At 67.2% G+C, this 18,974-nt stretch carries 14 protein-coding genes and 1 pseudogene; 3 read left to right on the forward strand and 12 right to left on the reverse strand.

The genetic code is table 11. The annotated features are described in order from the left end of the window. Position 1: 1 nt before the first annotated feature. The gene (acs, locus tag QTI17_RS30320; RefSeq protein WP_286537502.1) at positions 2–1,999 is read right to left on the reverse strand and encodes an acetate--CoA ligase; all 1,998 of its coding nucleotides are present in this window, start codon (positions 1,997–1,999) and stop codon (positions 2–4) included. A gap of 314 nt (positions 2,000–2,313) precedes the next feature. Here acs and QTI17_RS30325 point away from each other — a divergent pair, with 314 nt between their 5' ends. The 3 genes from QTI17_RS30325 to QTI17_RS30335 all read left to right on the forward strand — a co-directional run bounded on the left by QTI17_RS30325 (position 2,314) and on the right by QTI17_RS30335 (position 4,851). After that, on the forward strand, positions 2,314–2,559 hold the full coding sequence (locus QTI17_RS30325) for a hypothetical protein (protein ID WP_286537504.1): 246 nt from the start codon (positions 2,314–2,316) through the stop codon (positions 2,557–2,559). Between the two features lie 799 nt (positions 2,560–3,358). Beyond that, complete coding sequence (locus tag QTI17_RS30330) at positions 3,359–4,348, forward strand: DUF6929 family protein (protein ID WP_286537507.1); 990 nt, start codon at positions 3,359–3,361, stop codon at positions 4,346–4,348. 194 nt (positions 4,349–4,542) lie between these two features. Then, positions 4,543–4,851, forward strand: a complete 309-nt coding sequence (locus tag QTI17_RS30335; RefSeq protein ID WP_286537510.1) for a hypothetical protein — start codon at positions 4,543–4,545, stop codon at positions 4,849–4,851. Between the two features lie 216 nt (positions 4,852–5,067). On the opposite strand, the pseudogene QTI17_RS35140 reads toward QTI17_RS30335, so the two are convergent. From QTI17_RS35140 to QTI17_RS30390, 11 genes and pseudogenes are all read right to left on the reverse strand, one after another. Then, a pseudogene (locus QTI17_RS35140) lies at positions 5,068–5,400 on the reverse strand (DNA-binding protein); the annotation flags it as partial. Positions 5,401–5,665: 265 nt separating this feature from the next. Then, positions 5,666–6,331, reverse strand: a complete 666-nt coding sequence (locus QTI17_RS30345) for a nitroreductase (protein ID WP_286537594.1) — start codon at positions 6,329–6,331, stop codon at positions 5,666–5,668. Positions 6,332–6,351: 20 nt separating this feature from the next. Next, positions 6,352–7,905, reverse strand: coding sequence for a class I adenylate-forming enzyme family protein (locus QTI17_RS30350; protein WP_286537513.1), 1,554 nt, complete (start codon positions 7,903–7,905; stop codon positions 6,352–6,354). 41 nt (positions 7,906–7,946) lie between these two features. Next, a complete protein-coding gene (locus QTI17_RS30355) occupies positions 7,947–8,723 on the reverse strand; it encodes an SDR family NAD(P)-dependent oxidoreductase (RefSeq protein WP_286537514.1) in 777 nt (258 codons plus the stop codon). 22 nt (positions 8,724–8,745) lie between these two features. Then, positions 8,746–9,903 (reverse strand): acyl-CoA dehydrogenase family protein, encoded by a 1,158-nt coding sequence (locus QTI17_RS30360; protein WP_286537516.1) that lies wholly within the window; start codon positions 9,901–9,903, stop codon positions 8,746–8,748. Positions 9,904–9,923: 20 nt separating this feature from the next. Beyond that, the gene (locus QTI17_RS30365; protein WP_286537517.1) at positions 9,924–11,165 is read right to left on the reverse strand and encodes a thiolase family protein; all 1,242 of its coding nucleotides are present in this window, start codon (positions 11,163–11,165) and stop codon (positions 9,924–9,926) included. Between the two features lie 29 nt (positions 11,166–11,194). Then, positions 11,195–11,980, reverse strand: a complete 786-nt coding sequence (locus QTI17_RS30370; protein ID WP_286537518.1) for an enoyl-CoA hydratase/isomerase family protein — start codon at positions 11,978–11,980, stop codon at positions 11,195–11,197. Positions 11,981–12,059: 79 nt separating this feature from the next. Continuing rightward, on the reverse strand, positions 12,060–13,367 hold the full coding sequence (locus tag QTI17_RS30375; protein ID WP_286537520.1) for an MFS transporter: 1,308 nt from the start codon (positions 13,365–13,367) through the stop codon (positions 12,060–12,062). After that, the gene (locus tag QTI17_RS30380) at positions 13,364–14,842 is read right to left on the reverse strand and encodes an aldehyde dehydrogenase family protein (RefSeq protein ID WP_286537523.1); all 1,479 of its coding nucleotides are present in this window, start codon (positions 14,840–14,842) and stop codon (positions 13,364–13,366) included. The genes QTI17_RS30375 and QTI17_RS30380 overlap by 4 nt, the downstream gene beginning before the upstream one ends. Further along, a complete protein-coding gene (locus QTI17_RS30385) occupies positions 14,839–16,578 on the reverse strand; it encodes a GMC family oxidoreductase (RefSeq protein WP_286537525.1) in 1,740 nt (579 codons plus the stop codon). The genes QTI17_RS30380 and QTI17_RS30385 overlap by 4 nt, the downstream gene beginning before the upstream one ends. Further along, a complete protein-coding gene (locus QTI17_RS30390) occupies positions 16,575–18,881 on the reverse strand; it encodes an arylsulfatase (RefSeq protein WP_286537527.1) in 2,307 nt (768 codons plus the stop codon). Before QTI17_RS30390 ends, QTI17_RS30385 begins: the two co-directional genes overlap by 4 nt. Positions 18,882–18,974 lie beyond the last annotated feature (93 nt).

The following is an 18,974-nucleotide window of genomic DNA, read 5'->3' on the forward strand; positions in this document are numbered from 1 at the left end:
GTCAGTTCCTTTCCATGAGCTGATCGAGGACGGCCGGGTTCTCGAGCGTCGAGATGTCCTGCGTGATCGCTTCGTCCTTGGCGATCGACCGCAGCAGGCGTCGCATGATCTTTCCGCTGCGAGTCTTGGGCAGGTTGTCGCCGAAGCGGATGTCCTTCGGCTTGGCAATGGGGCCGATCGCCTTCGCCACCCAGTTGCGTAACTCGGTTGCAACCTTTCTGGCTTCATCGCCGGTCGGCCGCGGGCCTTTCAGCACGACGAAGGCGCAGATCGTCTCACCCGTCGTCTCGTCCGGACGGCCCACGACGGCCGCCTCGGCCACCAGCGCCGTGCAGGACACGAGCGCCGACTCGATCTCCATCGTGCCCATGCGGTGGCCCGACACATTGAGCACGTCGTCAATGCGGCCGGTGATGGTGAAGTACCCTGACTCAGCGTCGCGGATGGCGCCGTCGCCCGCCAGGTAGTAGCCCTTGAGCTCCGGCGGAAAATAGCTGCTCTTGAAGCGCTCGGGATCGCCCCAGATGTTGCGGATCATCCCGGGCCAGGGTTTCTTCACCACGAGGAGCCCGCCTTGGCCGTTGGGTACGTCGTTGCCCGTTTCGTCGACGACAGCGGCTGCTATTCCGGGGAAGGGCAGCGTGCAGGAGCCCGGCACCAGCGGCGTCGCGCCAGGCAGGGGCGTGATCATGTGGCCACCGGTCTCGGTCTGCCAGAAGGTGTCGACGATGGGGCAACGGCCGCCGCCGACGTGCTGGTGGTACCACTCCCAGGCGGCCGGATTGATCGGCTCGCCCACCGAACCCAGGATGCGCAGGCTGCTGAGGTCATAGCGCCTCGGATGCACCGCCTCGTTGGCCTCGGCCGCCTTGATCAGCGAGCGGATGGCGGTCGGCGCGGTGTAGAAGACGCTGACCCTGTGGTCCTGGATCATTTTCCAGAAGCGACCCGCATCCGGGTACGTCGGCACGCCTTCGAAAATGATCTGAGTCGCTCCGATCGCGAGCGGACCATAGGTGATGTAGGTGTGGCCGGTGACCCAGCCGATGTCGGCAGTGCACCAGAACACGTCTTCGTCCTTCAAGTCGAAGGTCCAGGTCGAGCTCACCGCTGCGTGCACCAGGTAGCCACCCGTCGAGTGCTGCACGCCCTTGGGATTGCCGGTCGACCCCGAGGTATAGAGGATGAACAGCGGGTGCTCCGCACCGACCCACTCGGGCTCGCAGGTGTCGGCCTGCGCCTGTGTTTCCTCGTGCATCCAGCGGTCGCGCGAAGCCTCCCAGGCGATCTGGCGGCCGGTGCGCCGGTACACGATGACGTCCTTGACCGACTCGCAGCCGCCAAGCGCCATCGCTTCGTCGACAATGGCCTTGAGCGGAAGCTGCTTGCCGCCGCGTAACTGCTCATCGGCAGTGATCACCATCACAGCCCTCGCCCCCGTGATGCGCTCGCGAAGGCTTTGCGCCGAGAAGCCGCCGAACACCACCGAATGCGTCGCGCCGATGCGGGCGCAGGCCTGCATCGCGACGACACCTTCGACGCTCATCGACATATAGATCACGACGCGATCGCCCTTCTTGACGCCGCGCGCCTTCAGGGCGTTGGCCATGCGGCAGGTGCGCGCCAGCAGGTCGCTGTAGGTGACGCGGTGGATGCGGCCGTCGTCGGCCTCGAAGAGGATGGCCACCTTGTCGCCCAGGCCGCGCTCGACATGGCGATCCAGGCAGTTGAAGGAGGCGTTCAGCGTGCCGTCCTCGAACCACTTGAAGAACGGCGCCTCTCGCTCATCGAGCGATGCCGTGAAGGGCGTCTTCCAGCTCACGAACTCTCGGGCCAGCCGTGCCCAGTAGGCACCGTGATCGGCGTCGGCCTCGGCCACCAGTTTCAGATAGGCCGGCATGCCGGATACGTGTGCGCCCTTCATGGCAGCCTCTGGTACCGGATAGATGATCGCTTTTTCGCTCACTGCATCTCCTTGCGTGGCGAAGCGAGCTTCCATCAGTCAAAACGCTGAAGGTCCGCACGCCAACAGCCCTACCCTGCGCTCGTGCTGCGCTTGGGTCTGTGCGGTAGCACACCAAGGGGGGATTCCTCGGCGCCACGGGGACCTCGAACGAGTTCTTCGACCCCTCCGGGGCGGACGGTTCGTCCCAATGTGCGGTGACGCACGGACCGGGACTACCGAGGAGGCGCATCCTTCTGGCTCGTATGCGAGCGCAAAAAGCTCAGATCGGTTGACGCCGCGATTGAGGAGGGTAAAGGATCACCATGCCTATGCAACTGCTCCAGCGCCTATGTTGCGCTCGACTTCCCATGAACATCGATGCCGACGACGACATCGAGAAATGTGCCGTGCTTTTCACGGCCAGACTGATCGAAGCGGATATTCCTCCTGCGTCGAATCGACGGGGCGCGCGTACTTATTCGGGGCATGCCACGGTGATGCGCGTGACGGAATCCGGCAAGACAGCATCTGCAACACGGCCTGCGAGTGCTGGAAAGTACGACGAACCAAGCCCCCCTGCTGAAAACGGCAGTGGAGCGCCGCAGCAATCCTAAAGATTCTCGGGCTTGCGGCGCTGCGGCAAGTTGTTCGTTCACTGTCTCCATTAACTCATTGTGAGCCGCAACGATTCAAAGACCTGCCAGACTTAGACGCTAGGAGGCCGCTGTGGAGCGTTTGCTGCTCCGACGCAATAGCGTCGCCCGCTCAGACGTTGATCTAGCGTGGCGCCGCCCGTGGGTGCGAGCATGGTTCGCATGGAGCCGTTTCAGGAGCACCGCGGGACGGGCGCCGTCAACCCTTCGACCCCTTCTTCACCACGAAGGACGTCGGCAAGGGCTCGGGCTTGGGCTTGGGCTTGGGCTTGGGCTTGGGCTTGGGCTTGGGCTTGGGCTTGCCGCAGGTGTATGGTTTCGTGCAGCCGGCAGTGGCAGGCTCACGCTCGACAGCCGCGTCGGCGTCGGCACCGTCGTCACATTGCTCTTGCCGCGCTCGCTGCAGCGACCTGTCGATGCTGTCGATGCCTCCAACGGAGCAGCTGATCCGCGACGGTCTACCGCCGGCCGACGTTCGACGTCGTCATCCGAATTAGCCTTCTCCAGCGCCCGATAATTGGCGTCCAACAGGTGCTGTTGCGGGTACGGCTTCTGCAGAAAATCAACGGCTCCGTCCTTGATGGCCTGGAAGGCCGGCGGCTGAATATCTTCAGTAGGGCCGCATTGATGAGCAGTGTCTATGATTGCTTCGGTCGCCAACTGGCACCCGGCCGCTTCCGGGCCAATACCGGACGGAGACTCCCTTGATGGTCGCCTGTACTGAGACCAAGCCGTCTAAACGTTAGAGAAATGACTCGCCATGAACAAGAGTCTCGTCGCTTCGCTGGTGTTGGCCGTCTTCGCGTGGAGTTCGTACGCCGCAGACATGGACATCCGCCTTGCCGGGCCCATCGTCAAGAAAGGGCTGCCTTCGGGCTCCGGAATGACCTGGCACGCGGGACAATACTCCGTGGTCGGGGACGATTCGCCCTATCTGTTCACGCTAAACCGGCAGTTCGCCATCACCGATCGCTTCCCGCTGCAGAACTATCCGGTTCGAAAGAACGGCCGCATCGCCAAGGACATCAAGCCGGACTATGAGGCGATGGCCATCGTGCAGTCGGATGGGGCTGACTGGAACCTAATCCTTGGCTCAGGAAGCAAGAAGGGGACGCGGGAAACCGGGCTCCTCGTCTCCACGGATGGCAAGCCCACAGTGCATGTACGGGACATGGCCGTACTCTATCGGGACTTCGCCGCCCTAGCGGGTTTCAAGGCTGGTCAGACGGTCAACATCGAAGCCCTGGCCGTGGCCCATGACGATGCCTATTTTTTCAACCGAGGCAATGCCGTCCGGAACATCCTTTTCAAGGTGCCGCTCGGCGACCTTGTGGCCTACATGACCGGCAAGGCCGACCGAATCGCAGACATCCGGCTGCATGAAGCCAGGTTGCCGCAACTGAAGGGAAGCGAGGCGGGATTCTCGGGGGCCGACTACTGGCCCGAGATCGACTGCCTGGTCTATAGCGCCTCGGTGGAGGGCGCTGACAACGCCTACGCCGATGGTGCGGTGCTGGGAAGCTACCTGGGGCTGATTCCCCTGTCCGCCTTGAAAGCGGGCGCCGCGCTCGACCTGACTCGGAGCGCGCAGCTCCTTTCCAAAGCTCGGGCACCGCTGAGGACCAAGGTGGAGTCCATTGCGCTTACGCACACGGAACGACACCGCGCAATCGGTGCGCTGGTCAGCGACAACGACGACGGCAGCAGCGAGTTCTTCGACGTCGTGTTGACCATCACGTCAAAGAAATAAATAGGGGGCGGTAGGCAGCCGACCTTGGATTGCCGCTCGTGATGGGGCCCTCGCGTGGCTTGTCTCATGCTTTGCCCGAGAGCGACAGCCGCCTCCGCGTGCGTTGCCACTTCCTTGGAGAGTTGCGCCCGTACCGCCGCAAGTTGCTCGCTCAGACCCTCCCCCTGTGCCCTCGTCTGCGCAAGCGCAACGGCTTGCGACTGCAACTCCTCGCGGAGCTTTCGCTCGAGTTGTTTCGCCTCCTCGAGCGCGACCCAATGGGTCTTCCGTTCGACCGCGGCTTCTTCCCCGATCTGCAGCCGACGCTTACTTTCCCTGGCCAGATCAGTCTCCAGCACCTTGGCTCCTGGTCGAGCCTGGTCGACCTCCGCCAGGAAGCGCCGCTCATGCGCAAGCTCTCGCGCCTCCAGGCGCTCGCGCTCCTGCCCCCACGTGGTCTCGCGATCTCGCAGTGCCCGCTCGTGATCGGCCCGCATCGTTGCATTCACGCGCTGCTCGGATGAAAGCGACGCTCGTAGCTTGTCGACATCGGTGTCATAGCGCTTGCGCAGGCTGGCAAGTTCGCTCTGGGCCGATGCCGGCTCGCTCCGCAGTGCTTCCAACGCATCGCGCGTCTCCTCGAGCGCTTTCTCGATGGCCGCATTGGTAGCGGCCCACTGTTCCTCGCGCCTCGTCGACTCTGCCTGATCGGCGCAAAGTTGTGCCCTGCCCTGCTCCAGGGTCGCGCGATCCTCCTGCAGCGCCTGATTCGCCAAAGTCGACGCTTCGTGCTTGGCATGGTTCCAGGCGCTGCGCAGGTTGGTCGGCAGATCGTCCTCGGTCGGGACGGCGACCCCTGCCACACGGGCAGAAAGCCGCTCGAACCAGACGTCCAGCATGGGGCTGATGGTGTGGGGCGAGCCACCGCCGAGGTGCTGGCGCACGCGATCGATGGTCGGCTTGAGTCCTCGACCCAGCAACGCGTCGGCTGCCTCGGCCACTTCCTCCAGTTGCACACCGCGCGGCCCTCGCCGTCGCACCGGGCTTCGAGATTCGGACGCCGTGACGCCCATGGTGCGAGTTTGTCGCCCTTATGCGCACCTGAGGCGCAGTTCGAACTGAACTGCCCGACGTCCTCCGCCGAGGTTGTGTCGCGAGAGACGATCCAGCCGCTGGTCCAGACCTTCCACTTCCAGGGCACCGTCCGGGCCGAGTACAGTATCGGGATTTCTGGTTGCGGGACAGCGTACGACCTATGTCGTGATCTGCCCGAAGAACGGTTCAAGCTGTTTCCGACGGGTTCGCGCGTCGGCATCCTGCAGTAGCACCGTAGCGTTTTCAGCGAACGGCTGCGAACCCTCGGTACTGCGCGATCGAATCCACTGGCTCGCGCTCGGGCGTCCACCGATTCTCGGGCGCGTCGGCGTCGGCGTGGCCGAGCGCCATACCGCACACCACCATGAGATGCGGCGGAATTTCGAGCAACTCAGTAAGCAGCTTCGGCACCATCGCCCACGCCATCTGGGGACAAGTGTCGAGGCCGCGGGCACGGGCCGAGAGCATCACGTTCTGGAGAAACATGCCGTAGTCGACCCAGCTGCTCTGCGCAAGCCGCCGGTCGATGGTGAAGATCAGACCCACCGGCGCATCGAAGAAGGCGAAGTTGCGCGCATGCTGGCGCTGCATCGCAGCCTGGTCGCCGCGCTTGATGCCCAAGGAGGCATACAGCGCCAAGCCGTTGCGGCGTCGGCGCCCCAGGTAGGGCTCGACCCATTCGGCCGGGTAGATGTCGTACTCGCTCGCATGCAGCCCGCTTTCGTGATGGAAGGCATGCTGCGCCCGATCGCACAGACGCTGCCTTTCGTCGCCCGCCAACACGATCACCTGCCAGGGCTGAATGTTGGTACCACTCGGCGCGCAGGCCGCCAGCGCCAGGATTTCGGCCACCGTGGTTTGCGGCACCGGTGTCGGGAGAAAGGCGCGCACCGAACGCCGGCCGCGCATGACGGCATCAACCTGCGCGCTCAGACCGATCGCCACTGGTCACCCCAGAACTTGGCGCGCACGTCCTTCTTGAGCAGCTTGCCTACCGCGCTGCGCGGCAGCGTGTCCCAGAACTCGATCGTCTTGGGCGCCTTCGCGCTCCCGAGCTGTGCCTTGCAGATGGCGATGAGCTCGGCCTCTTCCAGCGTCTGGCCGGGCTTGAGTTGCACCACGGCCTTGACCGCTTCGCCCCACTTTTCGTCGGGCACGCCGACCACGATGCAGTCGAGCACCGCGGGATGGTCCTGGATCGCCTTCTCGATCTCCACGGGATAGATGTTGAAGCCACCCGAGACGATCATGTCCTTGATGCGGTCGACGATGGTCACGAAGCCGCGCTCGTCCACCACGCCGACATCGCTGGTGTGGTGCCAGCCGAAGGTCGAGACCGCGGCAGTCTCCTCGGGCTTCTTGTAGTAGCCCTGCATCGTCATCGAGGAGCGCACCACGATCTCGCCGCGCTCGCCGGCAGGCAGCAAATTGCCCTCGGTGTCCATGATGCCCACCCGCACCACGCCAACCGGCTTGCCGGCAGCGCGCACCGCCGCCTCGTCGAAGCTGCCATCGTCGTTGAGGTAGTCGGAGGGCCGCTTGACGAGAATCGGGATCAGTGTCTCGGTCTGGCCGAAACCTTCGTACATGATCGGGCCGAACACGCGCACGGCTTCCTTGAACTTCTCGGGCGCGATCGGCGCCGCACCGACGATGAAGCAGCGCAGCGACGAAAAGTCCGTGGTCTTCGCGCGCGGATGTGCGAGCAGCGCATAGACCGCAGTCGGCGGCAGGAACAGGTGCGAGACTTTTTCCTTCTCGATGGCGTTGAAGACCGCATCGGCATCGAAGCCCGGCAGGATGATCGTCGCGCAGCCGCGCGCGGCGAAGCCCAGCACGATCAGGCCGGCCGCATGCGTCAGAGGCGCGATCACGAGATGGCGCGACTCGGGCGTGGCCGTGAATTCGGTCGCCAGCGCGAGGCCCATCATCTCGAGCGTGCGGTGCGTGTGAACCGCGCCCTTCGACGGCCCCGTGGTGCCGCCGGTGGGCTGGAGGAAGGCGACGGTGCCGGGCTGCTCGCACGTGTTGCAAAACGGCGTCCAGCAGCCGGCCAGCCAATCCTGCATCGAGATGCCATGCTCGGAAGGGCCGTCGATGCAGACATAGAGCCGCGCCTTCGAGAGCCGGGTCTTGAGCACCGGCACGAAGCTGGCGAACTGGCTGTGGAAGAAGACGATGTCCGCATCGAAGTACTCGAGCACCTCGGCATTGGTCTCGATCGTGTTCTTGATGTGCACGGAGAGCCAGGCCATGTCGGCCAGGTTGATGCCCAGGTGCAGCAGCGTGACCCGGTAGTCGTTGGGGGCGTAGATCGCCACGTGCGTGCCGCAGCCCGCTGCCTTCTCGCGCACCAGCGCATGGGCGATGGCGTGTGCCGTGCGCTGCGCCTCGGCGAAGTCGATGCGGGTCTGGCCATCGACGAAGGCCAGGTTGTTGGGGTACTGCGCCGCGGCGCCGTCGAAGTAGTCGGCGATTCTCATGGTATGTCTCTCTCGTTCTTTGGTCTTGGAAGGGGCGGTGCTCAGCGCGCTCGCAGGCGCGCCGCGCCGTCGAGGCGGATGGTCTCGGCGTTCACGTAGGCGTTCTCGACGATGAAGGCGCAGCAATGGGCGAACTCGCGCATGTCGCCGAGGCGGCGAGGCGCCTCCATCTGCTCCTTGAGCGAGTCGAGCACCTTGGCCTCGAGGCCCGCGACCATGGCGGTCAGGAACAGGCCCGGCGCGATCGCATTGACCCGCACCCCGATGGCGCCGAGCTCTCGCGCCGCTGGCATGTTCATGCCGATGATCGCGGCCTTCGATGCCGCATAGGCGGTCTGTCCGACCTGGCCCTCGTAGGCGGCGCCGGACGAGACGTTGATCACCACGCCGCGCTCCTCGCCGACCTCGGCCTCGTTCTTCGCCATCTGTTCGGCGCACTTCGACATCACGTTGAAGACGCCGTTGATGTTGACCGCGGTGGCCTGCGCGAAGCGCGCCAGCGGTGCCGCCTTGCCCTCCTTGCCGAGCAGCTTGAAGCCGGTCGGGATCGCGGCGCCGTTGATGCACACGTGGATGGCGCCGAAGCGCCGCATCACCGCGTCCACCGCGGCCTGCACCGATTCCTCGCTGGCCACGTCGGTCTGCACGAACAGGGCGTGCTCGGCACCGAGCTCGGCCACCGCCTGCTGACCGGCTTCGAGGTTGAGGTCGAGGATGGCGACGCGGGCGCCCTTCTCCTTGACCAGGTAGCCGGCGGTCGCCAGGCCCAGGCCCGAGGCGCCGCCCGTGATCACGATGGTCTTGTCCTTGATGCGCATGATGAATGGTTCCGTGAGGGGATCAGAAGGCGTTCACGCCGGTCAGGGCGCGCGCGATGAGCAGTTGCTGGATCTGGGTGGTGCCTTCGGGAATCGGCGCCACGATGGCTTCGCGGGCCAGTTTCTCGACCAGGAAGTCGCGGGTCACGCCGTTGCCGCCGTGGATCTGCACCGCCTGGCGCGCGACCGTCACGGCGGCTTCGCAGGCGAAGTATTTGGCCATCGCGGCCTCCATCTCGGCCGGCACGCCAGCCTGGATCATCTCGGCGGCGCGGTAGACCATGAGGCGCGAGGCATCGACCTGGGTCGCCATCTCGGCCAGCATCGCGGCGATCAGCTGATGACCCGCGATGAGCTTGCCGTGCTGCTTGCGCTCGGTCGAATAGCGCACCGCCTCTTCCAGCGCGCGGCGCCCGATGCCCAGCCCCTGCGCAGCGACGAAGACGCGGGAGCGCTCGAACATCGACAGCGTGTTCTTGAGCGCCTCGCCCTCGTTGCCGATCATGTGGCTGGCCGGCACGCGCACGTCGTTCAGGAAGATCTGGGCGGTCGACTGGCTGTTCCAGGCGATCTTGTGGATGTCGCGCACCTCGTACGGATGCTCCTTGCGGTCGAGCAGAAAGTGCGTGAGCCCGCGGCGCGGATCGTCGCCGGTGCGGCAGGTGCAGATCAGGAAATCGGAGTAGGAGCCGTTGCTGATCCAGGTCTTCTCGCCGTTGAGCACGAAGTGGTCGCCGTCGCGGCGCGCGCGGGTCTTGATCTCGAGCACGTTGGAGCCGACGTCCGGCTCCGAGATGCCGATGCTGCAGAACAGCTCGCCGCTCACCAGGCCCGGCAGGTAGCGCTCGCGCAGGTGCTGCGGCGCCAGCTGCTGCAGCATGTAGGCGCCGAAGGAATTGATCAGCACCGGCACCGAGAGGTCGGCCGAGCAGGTCGCGACCTCCTCGAACAGCATGATCATCGTGAGCCAGTCGAGGCCCATGCCGCCGTGCGCCTCGTCGACCGTGCCCGAGATCAGGCCGAACCGCGACAGCTCGCGCATGATCGCGCCCATCTGCGCCTTCGGCACGAATTTGTCACGGTATTCCTTGCTGAAGATCGGCTCGATCTCGGCGGCGAGAAAGCGCTGGAGGCCGTCGACGGCGGCTTGCTGCTCTTCGGTTCTGATGACGTGTCCCATGGTGTGTCTCCGTGTGCGGGTTATGGTTTGGCGAGGATCGTGATCGCGACCACGGCTTCCTCGATGCCGTAGAGGCCGCCGCCGTTTTCCTGGATGGCGATGCGCGCGCCCTCGACCTGGCGCTTGCCGGCCTCGCCGCGCAGTTGCGTGACCAGTTCGTGCAACTGGCCCAGGCCGGTGGCGCCGATCGGATGGCCCTTGGATTCGAGGCCGCCGGAAGGGTTGATCGGGATCCGGCCGCCGACCGTGAAGTCGCCGCGTTCGGCCGCCGGGCCACCTTCGCCGAAGGGCACCAGCATCAGCGACTCGGCATTGAGGATCTCGCCCATGGCGGTGGCGTCGTGCACCTCGGCGACATCGACGTCCGAGGGCGACACGCCGGCCTGTTCATAGGCCTTCCTCGCGCCCAGGTGCGCCCCGATCTTGTGCGGCTCGTCGATGCCGCGGGTGCTGCCGGTCTGCACCACGCTGGCCAGCACGCGCACCGCGCGATGGGCATGGCCCTGCATGCGCTTCAGGCCTTCGGCGTTGCACAGCACGACCGCGGCGGCCCCGTCGCTGATCGGCGAGCACATCGGCAGGGTCAGCGGATAGGCGATCGGCGGCGCGGCCAGCACCTGTTCGATGCTGCACGGTTCGCGGTATTGCGACAGCGGGTTGTGCACCGAATGCTGGTGGTTCTTGGCCGCCACCGCGGCAATTTGCCGCTGGGTCGTGCCGTAGGTCTGCATGTGTTGGCGGCAGAAGGCCGCGTAGACGTCCATGAAGACGCTGTAGGGCTTCTCGGACATGGTGCCGGGCGGCGGCACGATGCCCTGCCCCATCGACATCAGCGCGGCCCGGTTCTGCGCCACCGTGGCGACGTCCCAGCCGCCGTCGAAGGCGCTGAACATCTTCGCCTTGTCGGGGATGTTCATTTTCTCGGCGCCGATCGCGAGCGCGATGTCGCAGCTGCCGGCGCGCAACGCCATGGTCGCCAGATTGAAGGCCGAGGAGCCCGAGGCGCAGGCGTTCTCGACGCTGAACACCGGAATGCCCTCGATGCCAAGCCGGCGCATCGCGATCGGGCCCGGGATCGCGGTCTGGCCCTGGAACTGGCCGTTGGTGAGGGTCGAGTAGAAGGCCGAGCCGATGTCGCCGATGCCGCAGCCGGCGTCGCTCACGGCGAGCAGCACGGCCTCTTCCACCATGTCGTAGACCGTCCGGTCGAGCATGCGACCGAAGGGCGTCATGCCGACGCCGGCCACGTAGATGTCGTTCATTGCAGGTTGTCCTCTGGGAGTTGGGCGTTTCAGCGGCCCGTGAAGTTCGGCGCACGCTTCCCGGCGAACGCCGTGAGGCCTTCCTGGAAGTCGGCCGTGCGCATGTGCTGGCGCAGCATCACCTGCTCGTGCAGCAGCGCGTCGGCAGCGGTCTTGTCGGCCGTGGCGCGTGCCACCTGCTTCATGCGTCGAAGCGCGATCGGGCTCTTGCTGCCGATGTGGTGCGCCAGCGCCATCGTGGCGTCGGCCAGGGCGGCGTCGGCATGCACTTCGCAGACCAGGCCGCGGGCCTTCATTTCGGCGGCCGAGAGCGACTTGCCGGTCAGCAGCAGGTACATCGCCATGTTGAGCGGGATCAGCCGCGGCAGGATGGCGGCACCGCCCGCGCCCGGGTAGACGCCGAAGTTGGCATGCGCATCGGCGACGGTGGCGCTCTCGGCGGCGACCACGATGTCGGCGCACATGGCGAGTTCCAGGCCGCCGGCCATGGTCACGCCGTTGAGCGCGGCGATGACCGGTTTCGGAAAGCTGCGCAACTGGCCGAACACGGCGTTGGCGCGGTCCAGGAAGTCGGCCTCACCAGGCGGCAGGCTGGCGCTGGCCAGCACCTCCTTGAGGTCGGCGCCGGCGCAGAAGGCCGGGCCGTTGCCGGTCAGCACCAGCACACGGATCTCGTCGTTGGCCGCGATCTCGGCCAGCCGCCGCTCGAGCTGTTCGAGCGTGGCGAGGTTCAGCGCGTTCATGGCGCGCGGCCGGTTCAGCGTGAGGCGTGCCACGGCGCCGAAGGCTTCGCAGATCAGGATGTCGTCGTTCATGTCTTGTCTCTCTTCAGGGTCTTCCGATGGCTTCGCAGTGCATGGGGGGATGCTAGAAGTCGCATCCCTTCGTCACAGGTCATTGCAACGAATTCACCGGTCCGGAGGATCCGGCGGGCGCGAAGCGCGCCGCATCGCGCTCGTAGCTGCGCGCGGCCAGCAGGAAAAGTGCCGCGGCCACGAAGGACACCAGCGGCGCCAGGGTCAGCGCGGTTCTGAGGTCGATCAGGTCCGACAGCAGCCCGACCAGGAAGGGCCCGGGCGCCAGGCCGAGCAGGCTGGCGCCCAGCACCGCGGTGGCCGTCACCGTGGCGCGCACCGCCGGATGGGTGACGTCCATCACGATCGCCACCGCGCAGCCGCCGTGAGCGACCGCGAAGACCGCGCCTGCGAACACCAGCCCCAGCGCAAGGCCGCCCGGCGGCAGCCCGAACCCGGCCATCAGCAGCAGGCCGCAGATCGCCGCATAGGCGGCCGGCACGACCGCACGCAGCCGTCGCCGCCCGCGGCTCAATCGGTCCGACAGGCCGCCGCCGAACAGCACGCCGAGGCCTGCAGCCAGCACCGCCACCGCGGCCATCAGCGCTGCCTTGCGCGGTTCAAAGTCGTAACAGCGATGCAGGAAGGTCGGCATCCATGCGATCAGGATCGACGGGATCGCCATCTGCAGCCCGAAGGCCAGGAAGCTCAGGTTGCCCGATCGGGCGACGAACACCTGCCGCACGAGATGGGCGAGCGGCAGCCGGGCGCGGCCTTTCGCCCCGAGCGCCGGCGTCACGTAGTCGCGCACCACGAAGGGATAGGCCAGCGCCAGCAGCAGGCCCGGTGCGCCCACCACGAAGAAGGCGCTGCGCCAGCCGTAGCGCGCCGCGACCGCGCCGCCGATCACCACCCCGAGCACCGAGCCGAACAGCCCCGCCGACTGGAAGGCGCCCTGGATCGCGGCACGCCGGCCCACCGGGAACACATGGGCCAGCAGCGCGGCGCCCGCGGCGGCATAGGCGGCCTCGCCGACACCCACCACCGCACGCGCGAGCAGCAGTTGCGTGTAGTTGGAAGCCAGGCCGCAGGCGACGGTCGCGAGGCACCAGACGAAGGCCATCAGCGTGATGCTCCTGACGCGGCCCCATCGATCCGCGAGCAGCGACAGGGGCAGCGTGAGCACGCCCACCACCACCGAGACGATGCTGACCAGTGCGCCCAGTTGCGCATCGGAGACGCCCCAGTCGGACTTGAGGAACGGGAACACCGCGCCGATCACCTGGCGCGACAGGTAGTCCGACAGCATCAGGCCGAAGGTCAGCGCGAACACGGCCCAGGCGTAGCCGCCGGCCGCGGGCGTCGAGGCCGCCATCGGCGCCGCGAGCCGGTCGCCGGTCGCGCTCATGGCGGGGTGCCTCGGGCGCGCGACGGGGTCGCGACCGGCGCCTGGGCATCGCTGCCCGGGCCGCGGCCGAGGAAGAGCTTCATGACCAGCTGCTGGACGCGCGAGCCGTAGGGCGGCCGGAACAGGTGGATGGGAAACCACCGCCGCACCGTGAACACCGACTTGGCGTGCGACAGCGCGCGGAAACCCTCCGGCCCGCGCCAGCTGCCCATGCCCGAATTGCCGCTTCCGCCGAAGGGCAGGTCGCACTGGAACACGTGCCAGGCCCAGTCGTTGATCGTCATGCCGCCCGCATGCACGTCGCGCGCGAGGCGCCTGGCCTCGCGGGTGTCGCTGCCGTAGTAGTAGAGCGCGAGCGGTCGCGGGCGAGCCGTCACGAAGGCGATCGCGTCATCAATCGACTCGCAGGCCAGCACGGGCAGGATCGGGTTGAAGAGCTCCTCCTGCATGATCCGCATCTGCGGCGTTACGCCGGTCACGATCTGCAGCGTGACGATGCGGCCGCCGTCGCCTGCGCCGCTGGAGGTCACGGTGGCGCCCTTGGCCACCGCATCGGCGAGCAGCTCACGCACCCGGTCCGCATGGCGATCGGAGGCCATGCTGGTGTAGTGGGCGTCGGTCACCGGGTCGGGCACCATGCGCTGGAACTCGCGCACCGCAGCGGCGACGAACTCGTCGATGCGTTCGGGCGGCACCAGCGCGTAGTCGGGCGCGACACAGGCCTGCCCGCTGTTGAAAAGCTTGCCGTGGGCGATCGAGCGCGCCACCGTGCCGATCGAGGCCGAGCGTCCGACGATCGCTGGCGACTTGCCACCCAGTTCGAGCGTGACCGGCGTCAGGTTCGCCGCGGCGGCGCGCATGATCTCGCGGCCGATCGCGGGGGACCCCGTGAACACGACATGGTCGAGCGGCAGGCCCGCGAAGGCCTGGCCGACCTCGACCCCGCCGCCGAACACCGCGACCCGCTCCTCCGGGAAGACATCGGCCAGCATGCGACGCAGCACCTCGGTGCAGCGTGGCGAGAACTCCGACATCTTGACCATCACGCGGTTGCCGGCCGCGAGCGCCGCGACCAGCGGGCCGACCGATTCCACGACCGGGAAGTTCCAGGCCGCGATCACGCCGACCACGCCCTTGGGCTGGTAGACCACGCGGGCGCGGTTGCCGAGGAACATCCAGTCGACGCCGCGCCGCTCGCTCTTCATCCATTGCCGCAGGTGCCCGAGCGCATGGTCGATCTGCAGCGCGGGCCCGAGCACGTCGAGCATCTTGCATTCGGATTCCGAGCGGCGGCCGAAGTCCTCGCTCATCGCGCGCGCCAGCGGGTCCTGCCAGCGCTGCAGCGCGCGCCGCAGCGCCAAAAGGTCGCGTCGGCGCTCGGCGAGCGTGGGATACGGCGCCGCCAGGAAGGCCTTGCGCTGCAGGGCCAGCGTGCGCTGCAGGCCGTCGATGGCCGCGTCAGGGGCGCGGGTCATGCGAGGACCGCCGCGGGTTCTGCCGGCTGGGCCTTCGCGGCCTGCGATCCGTCGATGGATGCGGCCGAGCCCGGCACGCGCGCAGGCAGCGCGGCCGCGGCCTTGATCATGTCGGCCGCCTTCTCGGCGATCATCACGGTCGGTGCGTTGGTGTTGCCCGAGACGATGTCTGGCATCACCGAGGCGTCGACCACCCGCAGCCCGGCGACGCCCTTCACGCGCAATTGCGCGTCGACGACATCGTCGGCACCATTGCCCATGCGGCAGGTGCCGACCGGGTGATAGGCGCAATCGGCATTGGCCCGTATCAGTTGCTCGATCTCGGCATCGGTCTGCGCCCAGGCCGAGCTTTTCGATTCGCGGCCGCCGAAGCGCGCCAGCGCGGGCTGCCGCATGATCTGGCGCACCCGCTTGAAGCCGCGCACCAGGCAGTCGACGTCGCTCTGCTCCGACAGGAAGTTGGTGTCGATCAGCGGCGGCGCCATCGGGTCGGCGCTCGCGATCGACACGCTGCCGCGCGACTTCGGGCGCAGCATGCCGGCATGCACCGAGTAGCCGTTGCCCCACAGGATCTTGCGGCCGTGGTCCATGATCTTCGCGACCACGAACACGATCTGCAGATCGGGCACGGTCTCTTCGGGCCGTGTCCGCAGGAAGCCGTTGCCTTCGGCGAAATTCGTCGTCAGCGCGCCGCGGCGGTGCCGCGCCCAATGCACGAGGCCCTTGAGCACGGACCACGCGCTCGACAACGACAGCCCGAGGAGGCCGCGCGAGGCGCCCGCCTCGTAGGTGTGGACCAGATCGATGTGGTCCTGGAGGTTCTTGCCCACGCCCGGTGCGTCGAGTACCACCGGGATGCCGTGCTTCTCCAGGACCGCGGCAGGGCCGATGCCCGAGAGCATCAACACCTGTGGCGACTGCAGGGCACCGGCCGAAAGCAGCACTTCGCGCCGCGCCGCCACGCGCCGGGCGACGCCCCGCGCATCGCGGTAGTCGACCGCCACGGCCCGGCCGCTCTCCATCACGATGCGCGTAGTGCGTGCGCGCGTGACCACGCGCAGGTTGGGCCGCGCGAGATTCGGCGTCAGGTAGGCCTTGGCGGTGCTGCACCGCTCGCCGTTCTTCTGCGTCACTTGCGTGAGACCCACGCCTTCGAGGAACGCGCCGTTGAAGTCCGGGTTGGGCCGATGCCCGGCCTGCACCGCGGCTGCGACGAAGGCGCGCGCGTAAACGCTGGGCTCCTGCACGTCGGCGACGTTCAGCGGGCCGCCGGCACCATGGTGCTCGGTCTCGCCCCAGAACTCGTTGTTCTCGGCCTTGCGGAAGTAGGGAAGCACCTCTGCGTAGCTCCAGCCCGCGTTGCCGGCCGCGGCCCAGCGGTCGTAGTCGCTGCGGTCGCCACGGATGTACATCATCCCGTTGATGGAGCTCGAGCCCCCCAGCGCCTTGCCGCGCGGCTGGTAGCCGATGCGGTTGTTCATGCCCTTGTTGGGCTGCGTCTTGAAGGCCCAGTTGAAGATCGGATAGGGCATCACGATCGGCAGGCCGGCCGGGCACTGGATCAGCGGGCTGTGGTCGGGGCCGCCCGCCTCCAGCAGGCAGACCTGCACCTCGGGGTCTTCGCTCAGCCGGGCCGCCAGAACGCAGCCGGCCGAGCCGCCGCCGATCACGATGTAGTCGGCCGTGCGCGGATCGATCTGGACCGGCGTAGACAAGTTGGATACTGGAGTCGTCATGGGGTGTAGACGATGTGCACGTCCGCGATGCGGCCGTTGAAGCGGAACGGCGCGCGCTCGGCGTAGGCCAGCGAGACCGGCGACCCGAGGTTGATGCCGACGTCGAAGGTCTCGCTGGCGGTAAAGCACAGCGGCGCCGTGAAGGGCGCGCCGCCGCGCGCCACTTCCGTGCCGTCGACCCGCATCAAGAAGGTCGCGGGCGCGCCCGGCGTGGGGCCGGCCATCGAGGTCAGCAGCTCGATGCGTCGCACGCCCGGCTCGATGGGCTCGGCACTGCGCATCCGCGTGCGCATCACCGTGAGGCAGTTGTATTCGAAGTGCAGATAGCCGGCATCCATGTAGAGCACCAGCCCGCCCGCCATGCCACCGATCGCATACAGCACACCCTCGCCCCTCTCCGGCGTGGTCAGCTCGACCGTCACCTTGTTGTTGCGCGCGCGCAGGTTGGGCGCGCAGAACTCGGGCAGGCGCGTGACATCGGCATTGAAGTGCCATTCGGTCTGCGTGGTGCCGATGCGCGCCGCGGGGTTCAAGAGCGGCCCGAGCCCGGCACCGATCGGATAGACGTGGTTGGCATGCGCCTCCTGGTCGAACAGTGCCTGCAGCTCGGCCAGCTTTTCGGGAAACTGCCGCGCCACGTCGGTTGACTGGGAATAGTCGCTGCCCAGCCGATAGAGCGACCAGACGTCCTCGTCCGGATTCCAGTTCGCGTAGGCCGCCGCAGTGGCCGACAGCCAGGGCAGGCGCGGTCCGAACACCGAGGCCATCCAGCCGTCGGCGTAGATGCCGCGGCTGCCGAAGATCTCGAAGTACTGCTGCGACTTGCGTGTCGGCGCCGCCGCGTCGGCGAAGCTGTAGGCCAGGCTGAGGCCGTCGAGCGGGTCTTGCGCAACGCCATTGACCGCGGTCGGCGGCACGATGCCGATCAGCTCGTAGAGGGTGGGTGCGATGTCGTTCACGTGATGGAACTGGCCGCGCACCACCGGATCGGCCGCGATGCCCTTGGGCCAGGAGACCGCCATCGGCACCCGCGTGCCGCCGAAGTAGCCCGCGACCAGCTTGGTGCCCTGGAACGGGCTCTCGCCGGCCCAGGCCCAGCCCGCGTGGTACATGTTCGCGATCAAGGGGCCGCCCAGCGCAGCCAGGCCACCGTATTGTTCATCGAGGATCTTCATCTGCTGCGCGAACGGAATCGGCACGCCGCTGATCGACAGGATCTCGTTGATGGTGCCGCCCGCGCCTTCGGCCGAGGCACCGTTGTCGGAGAGCACGTAGAAGATCAGCGTGTTGTCGCGCAGGCCGAGCCGCTCGAGCTCGTCGACGACCTTGCCGGCCTGCACGTCGGCATGCTCCAGAAAGCCGGCGTAGACCTCCATGAGGCGCGCCTGGTACTTGCGCTCTTCGAGCGGCAGGCTCTCCCAGGCGGCCAGTGTGTCGGGCCGCGGCGTGAGCTGGCTGTCGGGCGGAATCCAGCCCAGCGCCTTCTGCCGCTCGAAGGCCTGCTCGCGATAGACGTCCCAGCCGCCGTCGAAGCGGCCCTTGTACTTGTCCGACCATTCGGCGAAGACCTGGTGCGGCCCATGCACTGCACCGGGCGCCCAGTACATGAAGAAGGGCTTCTCGGGCGCCAGCGCATGCTGCTCGCGCAGCCAGCTGGTCGCTTGCGCAGCCAGGTCCTCGCTCAGGTGATAGGCCGGGTCGTTCGGCGGCTCGATCGGCGTGGTGTTGCGGTAGAGGCTAGGCTGGTATTGCGAGGTCTCGGCCGCGATGAAGCCGTAGAAGTGGTCGAAGCCGCAGCCGGTGGGCCAGCGGTCGAAGGGCCCGGCGGCCGAGGTCTGCAGCGCCGGCGTGTTGTGCCACTTGCCGAAGGCGGCCGTGCTGTAGCCGTGGTGCTTGAGGACCTCGGGGATGGTGGCGGCACTCTTCGGGATTTCGCCCGTGTAGCCATCGAAGTCGCTCGCGAACTCGGTGATGGTGCCAGATTCGACCCGGTGATGATTGCGCCCGGTCAAGAGCGAGGCGCGCGTGGCCGAGCAGATCGCCGTGGTGTGGAAGGCGTTGTAGCGCAGGCCGGTGTCGGCGATGCGGCTCAGCGTGGGGGTGTGGATGGCGCCGCCGACCGTGTCGGCGTGAGCGAAGCCGACGTCGTCGAGCATGATCACGAGCACGTTGGGAGCGTCGGCGCGCGGCGCCGTGCCGCGGCTGCGCCACTGATGGGTCGATTCGGCAAGGGTGCGGCCGGCCACGCTGGCGCTGGGCGTACGGGCGAAGGGAAGTTCGCCGTCGCGGGGTTCCTGGGTCATCCGTCTGTCTCCGGTTCTTTGGCTCTGAGGGGAGGCCCAGTCTAGGAAGGCAAGCCGCGCCGCACCGGTCTTTGCGGCCAATTCGATGGTCCC

Source organism: Variovorax sp. J31P179 (assembly GCF_030316985.1).
Classification (GTDB): Bacteria; Pseudomonadota; Gammaproteobacteria; order Burkholderiales; family Burkholderiaceae_C; genus Variovorax; species Variovorax ginsengisoli_B.

What these genes read in the sequence shown, in the direction of transcription:
- acs (WP_286537502.1), bottom strand. Translation starts at nt 1,999, where the DNA reads ATGGAAGCTCGCTTCGCCACGCAAGGAGATGCAGTGAGCGAAAAAGCG.
- QTI17_RS30325 (WP_286537504.1), top strand. Translation starts at nt 2,314, where the DNA reads ATGAACATCGATGCCGACGACGACATCGAGAAATGTGCCGTGCTTTTC.
- QTI17_RS30330 (WP_286537507.1), top strand. Translation starts at nt 3,359, where the DNA reads ATGAACAAGAGTCTCGTCGCTTCGCTGGTGTTGGCCGTCTTCGCGTGG.
- QTI17_RS30345 (WP_286537594.1), bottom strand. Translation starts at nt 6,331, where the DNA reads ATGCGCGGCCGGCGTTCGGTGCGCGCCTTTCTCCCGACACCGGTGCCG.
- QTI17_RS30350 (WP_286537513.1), bottom strand. Translation starts at nt 7,905, where the DNA reads ATGAGAATCGCCGACTACTTCGACGGCGCCGCGGCGCAGTACCCCAAC.
- QTI17_RS30355 (WP_286537514.1), bottom strand. Translation starts at nt 8,723, where the DNA reads ATGCGCATCAAGGACAAGACCATCGTGATCACGGGCGGCGCCTCGGGC.
- QTI17_RS30360 (WP_286537516.1), bottom strand. Translation starts at nt 9,903, where the DNA reads ATGGGACACGTCATCAGAACCGAAGAGCAGCAAGCCGCCGTCGACGGC.
- QTI17_RS30365 (WP_286537517.1), bottom strand. Translation starts at nt 11,165, where the DNA reads ATGAACGACATCTACGTGGCCGGCGTCGGCATGACGCCCTTCGGTCGC.
- QTI17_RS30370 (WP_286537518.1), bottom strand. Translation starts at nt 11,980, where the DNA reads ATGAACGACGACATCCTGATCTGCGAAGCCTTCGGCGCCGTGGCACGC.
- QTI17_RS30375 (WP_286537520.1), bottom strand. Translation starts at nt 13,367, where the DNA reads ATGAGCGCGACCGGCGACCGGCTCGCGGCGCCGATGGCGGCCTCGACG.
- QTI17_RS30380 (WP_286537523.1), bottom strand. Translation starts at nt 14,842, where the DNA reads ATGACCCGCGCCCCTGACGCGGCCATCGACGGCCTGCAGCGCACGCTG.
- QTI17_RS30385 (WP_286537525.1), bottom strand. Translation starts at nt 16,578, where the DNA reads ATGACGACTCCAGTATCCAACTTGTCTACGCCGGTCCAGATCGATCCG.
- QTI17_RS30390 (WP_286537527.1), bottom strand. Translation starts at nt 18,881, where the DNA reads ATGACCCAGGAACCCCGCGACGGCGAACTTCCCTTCGCCCGTACGCCC.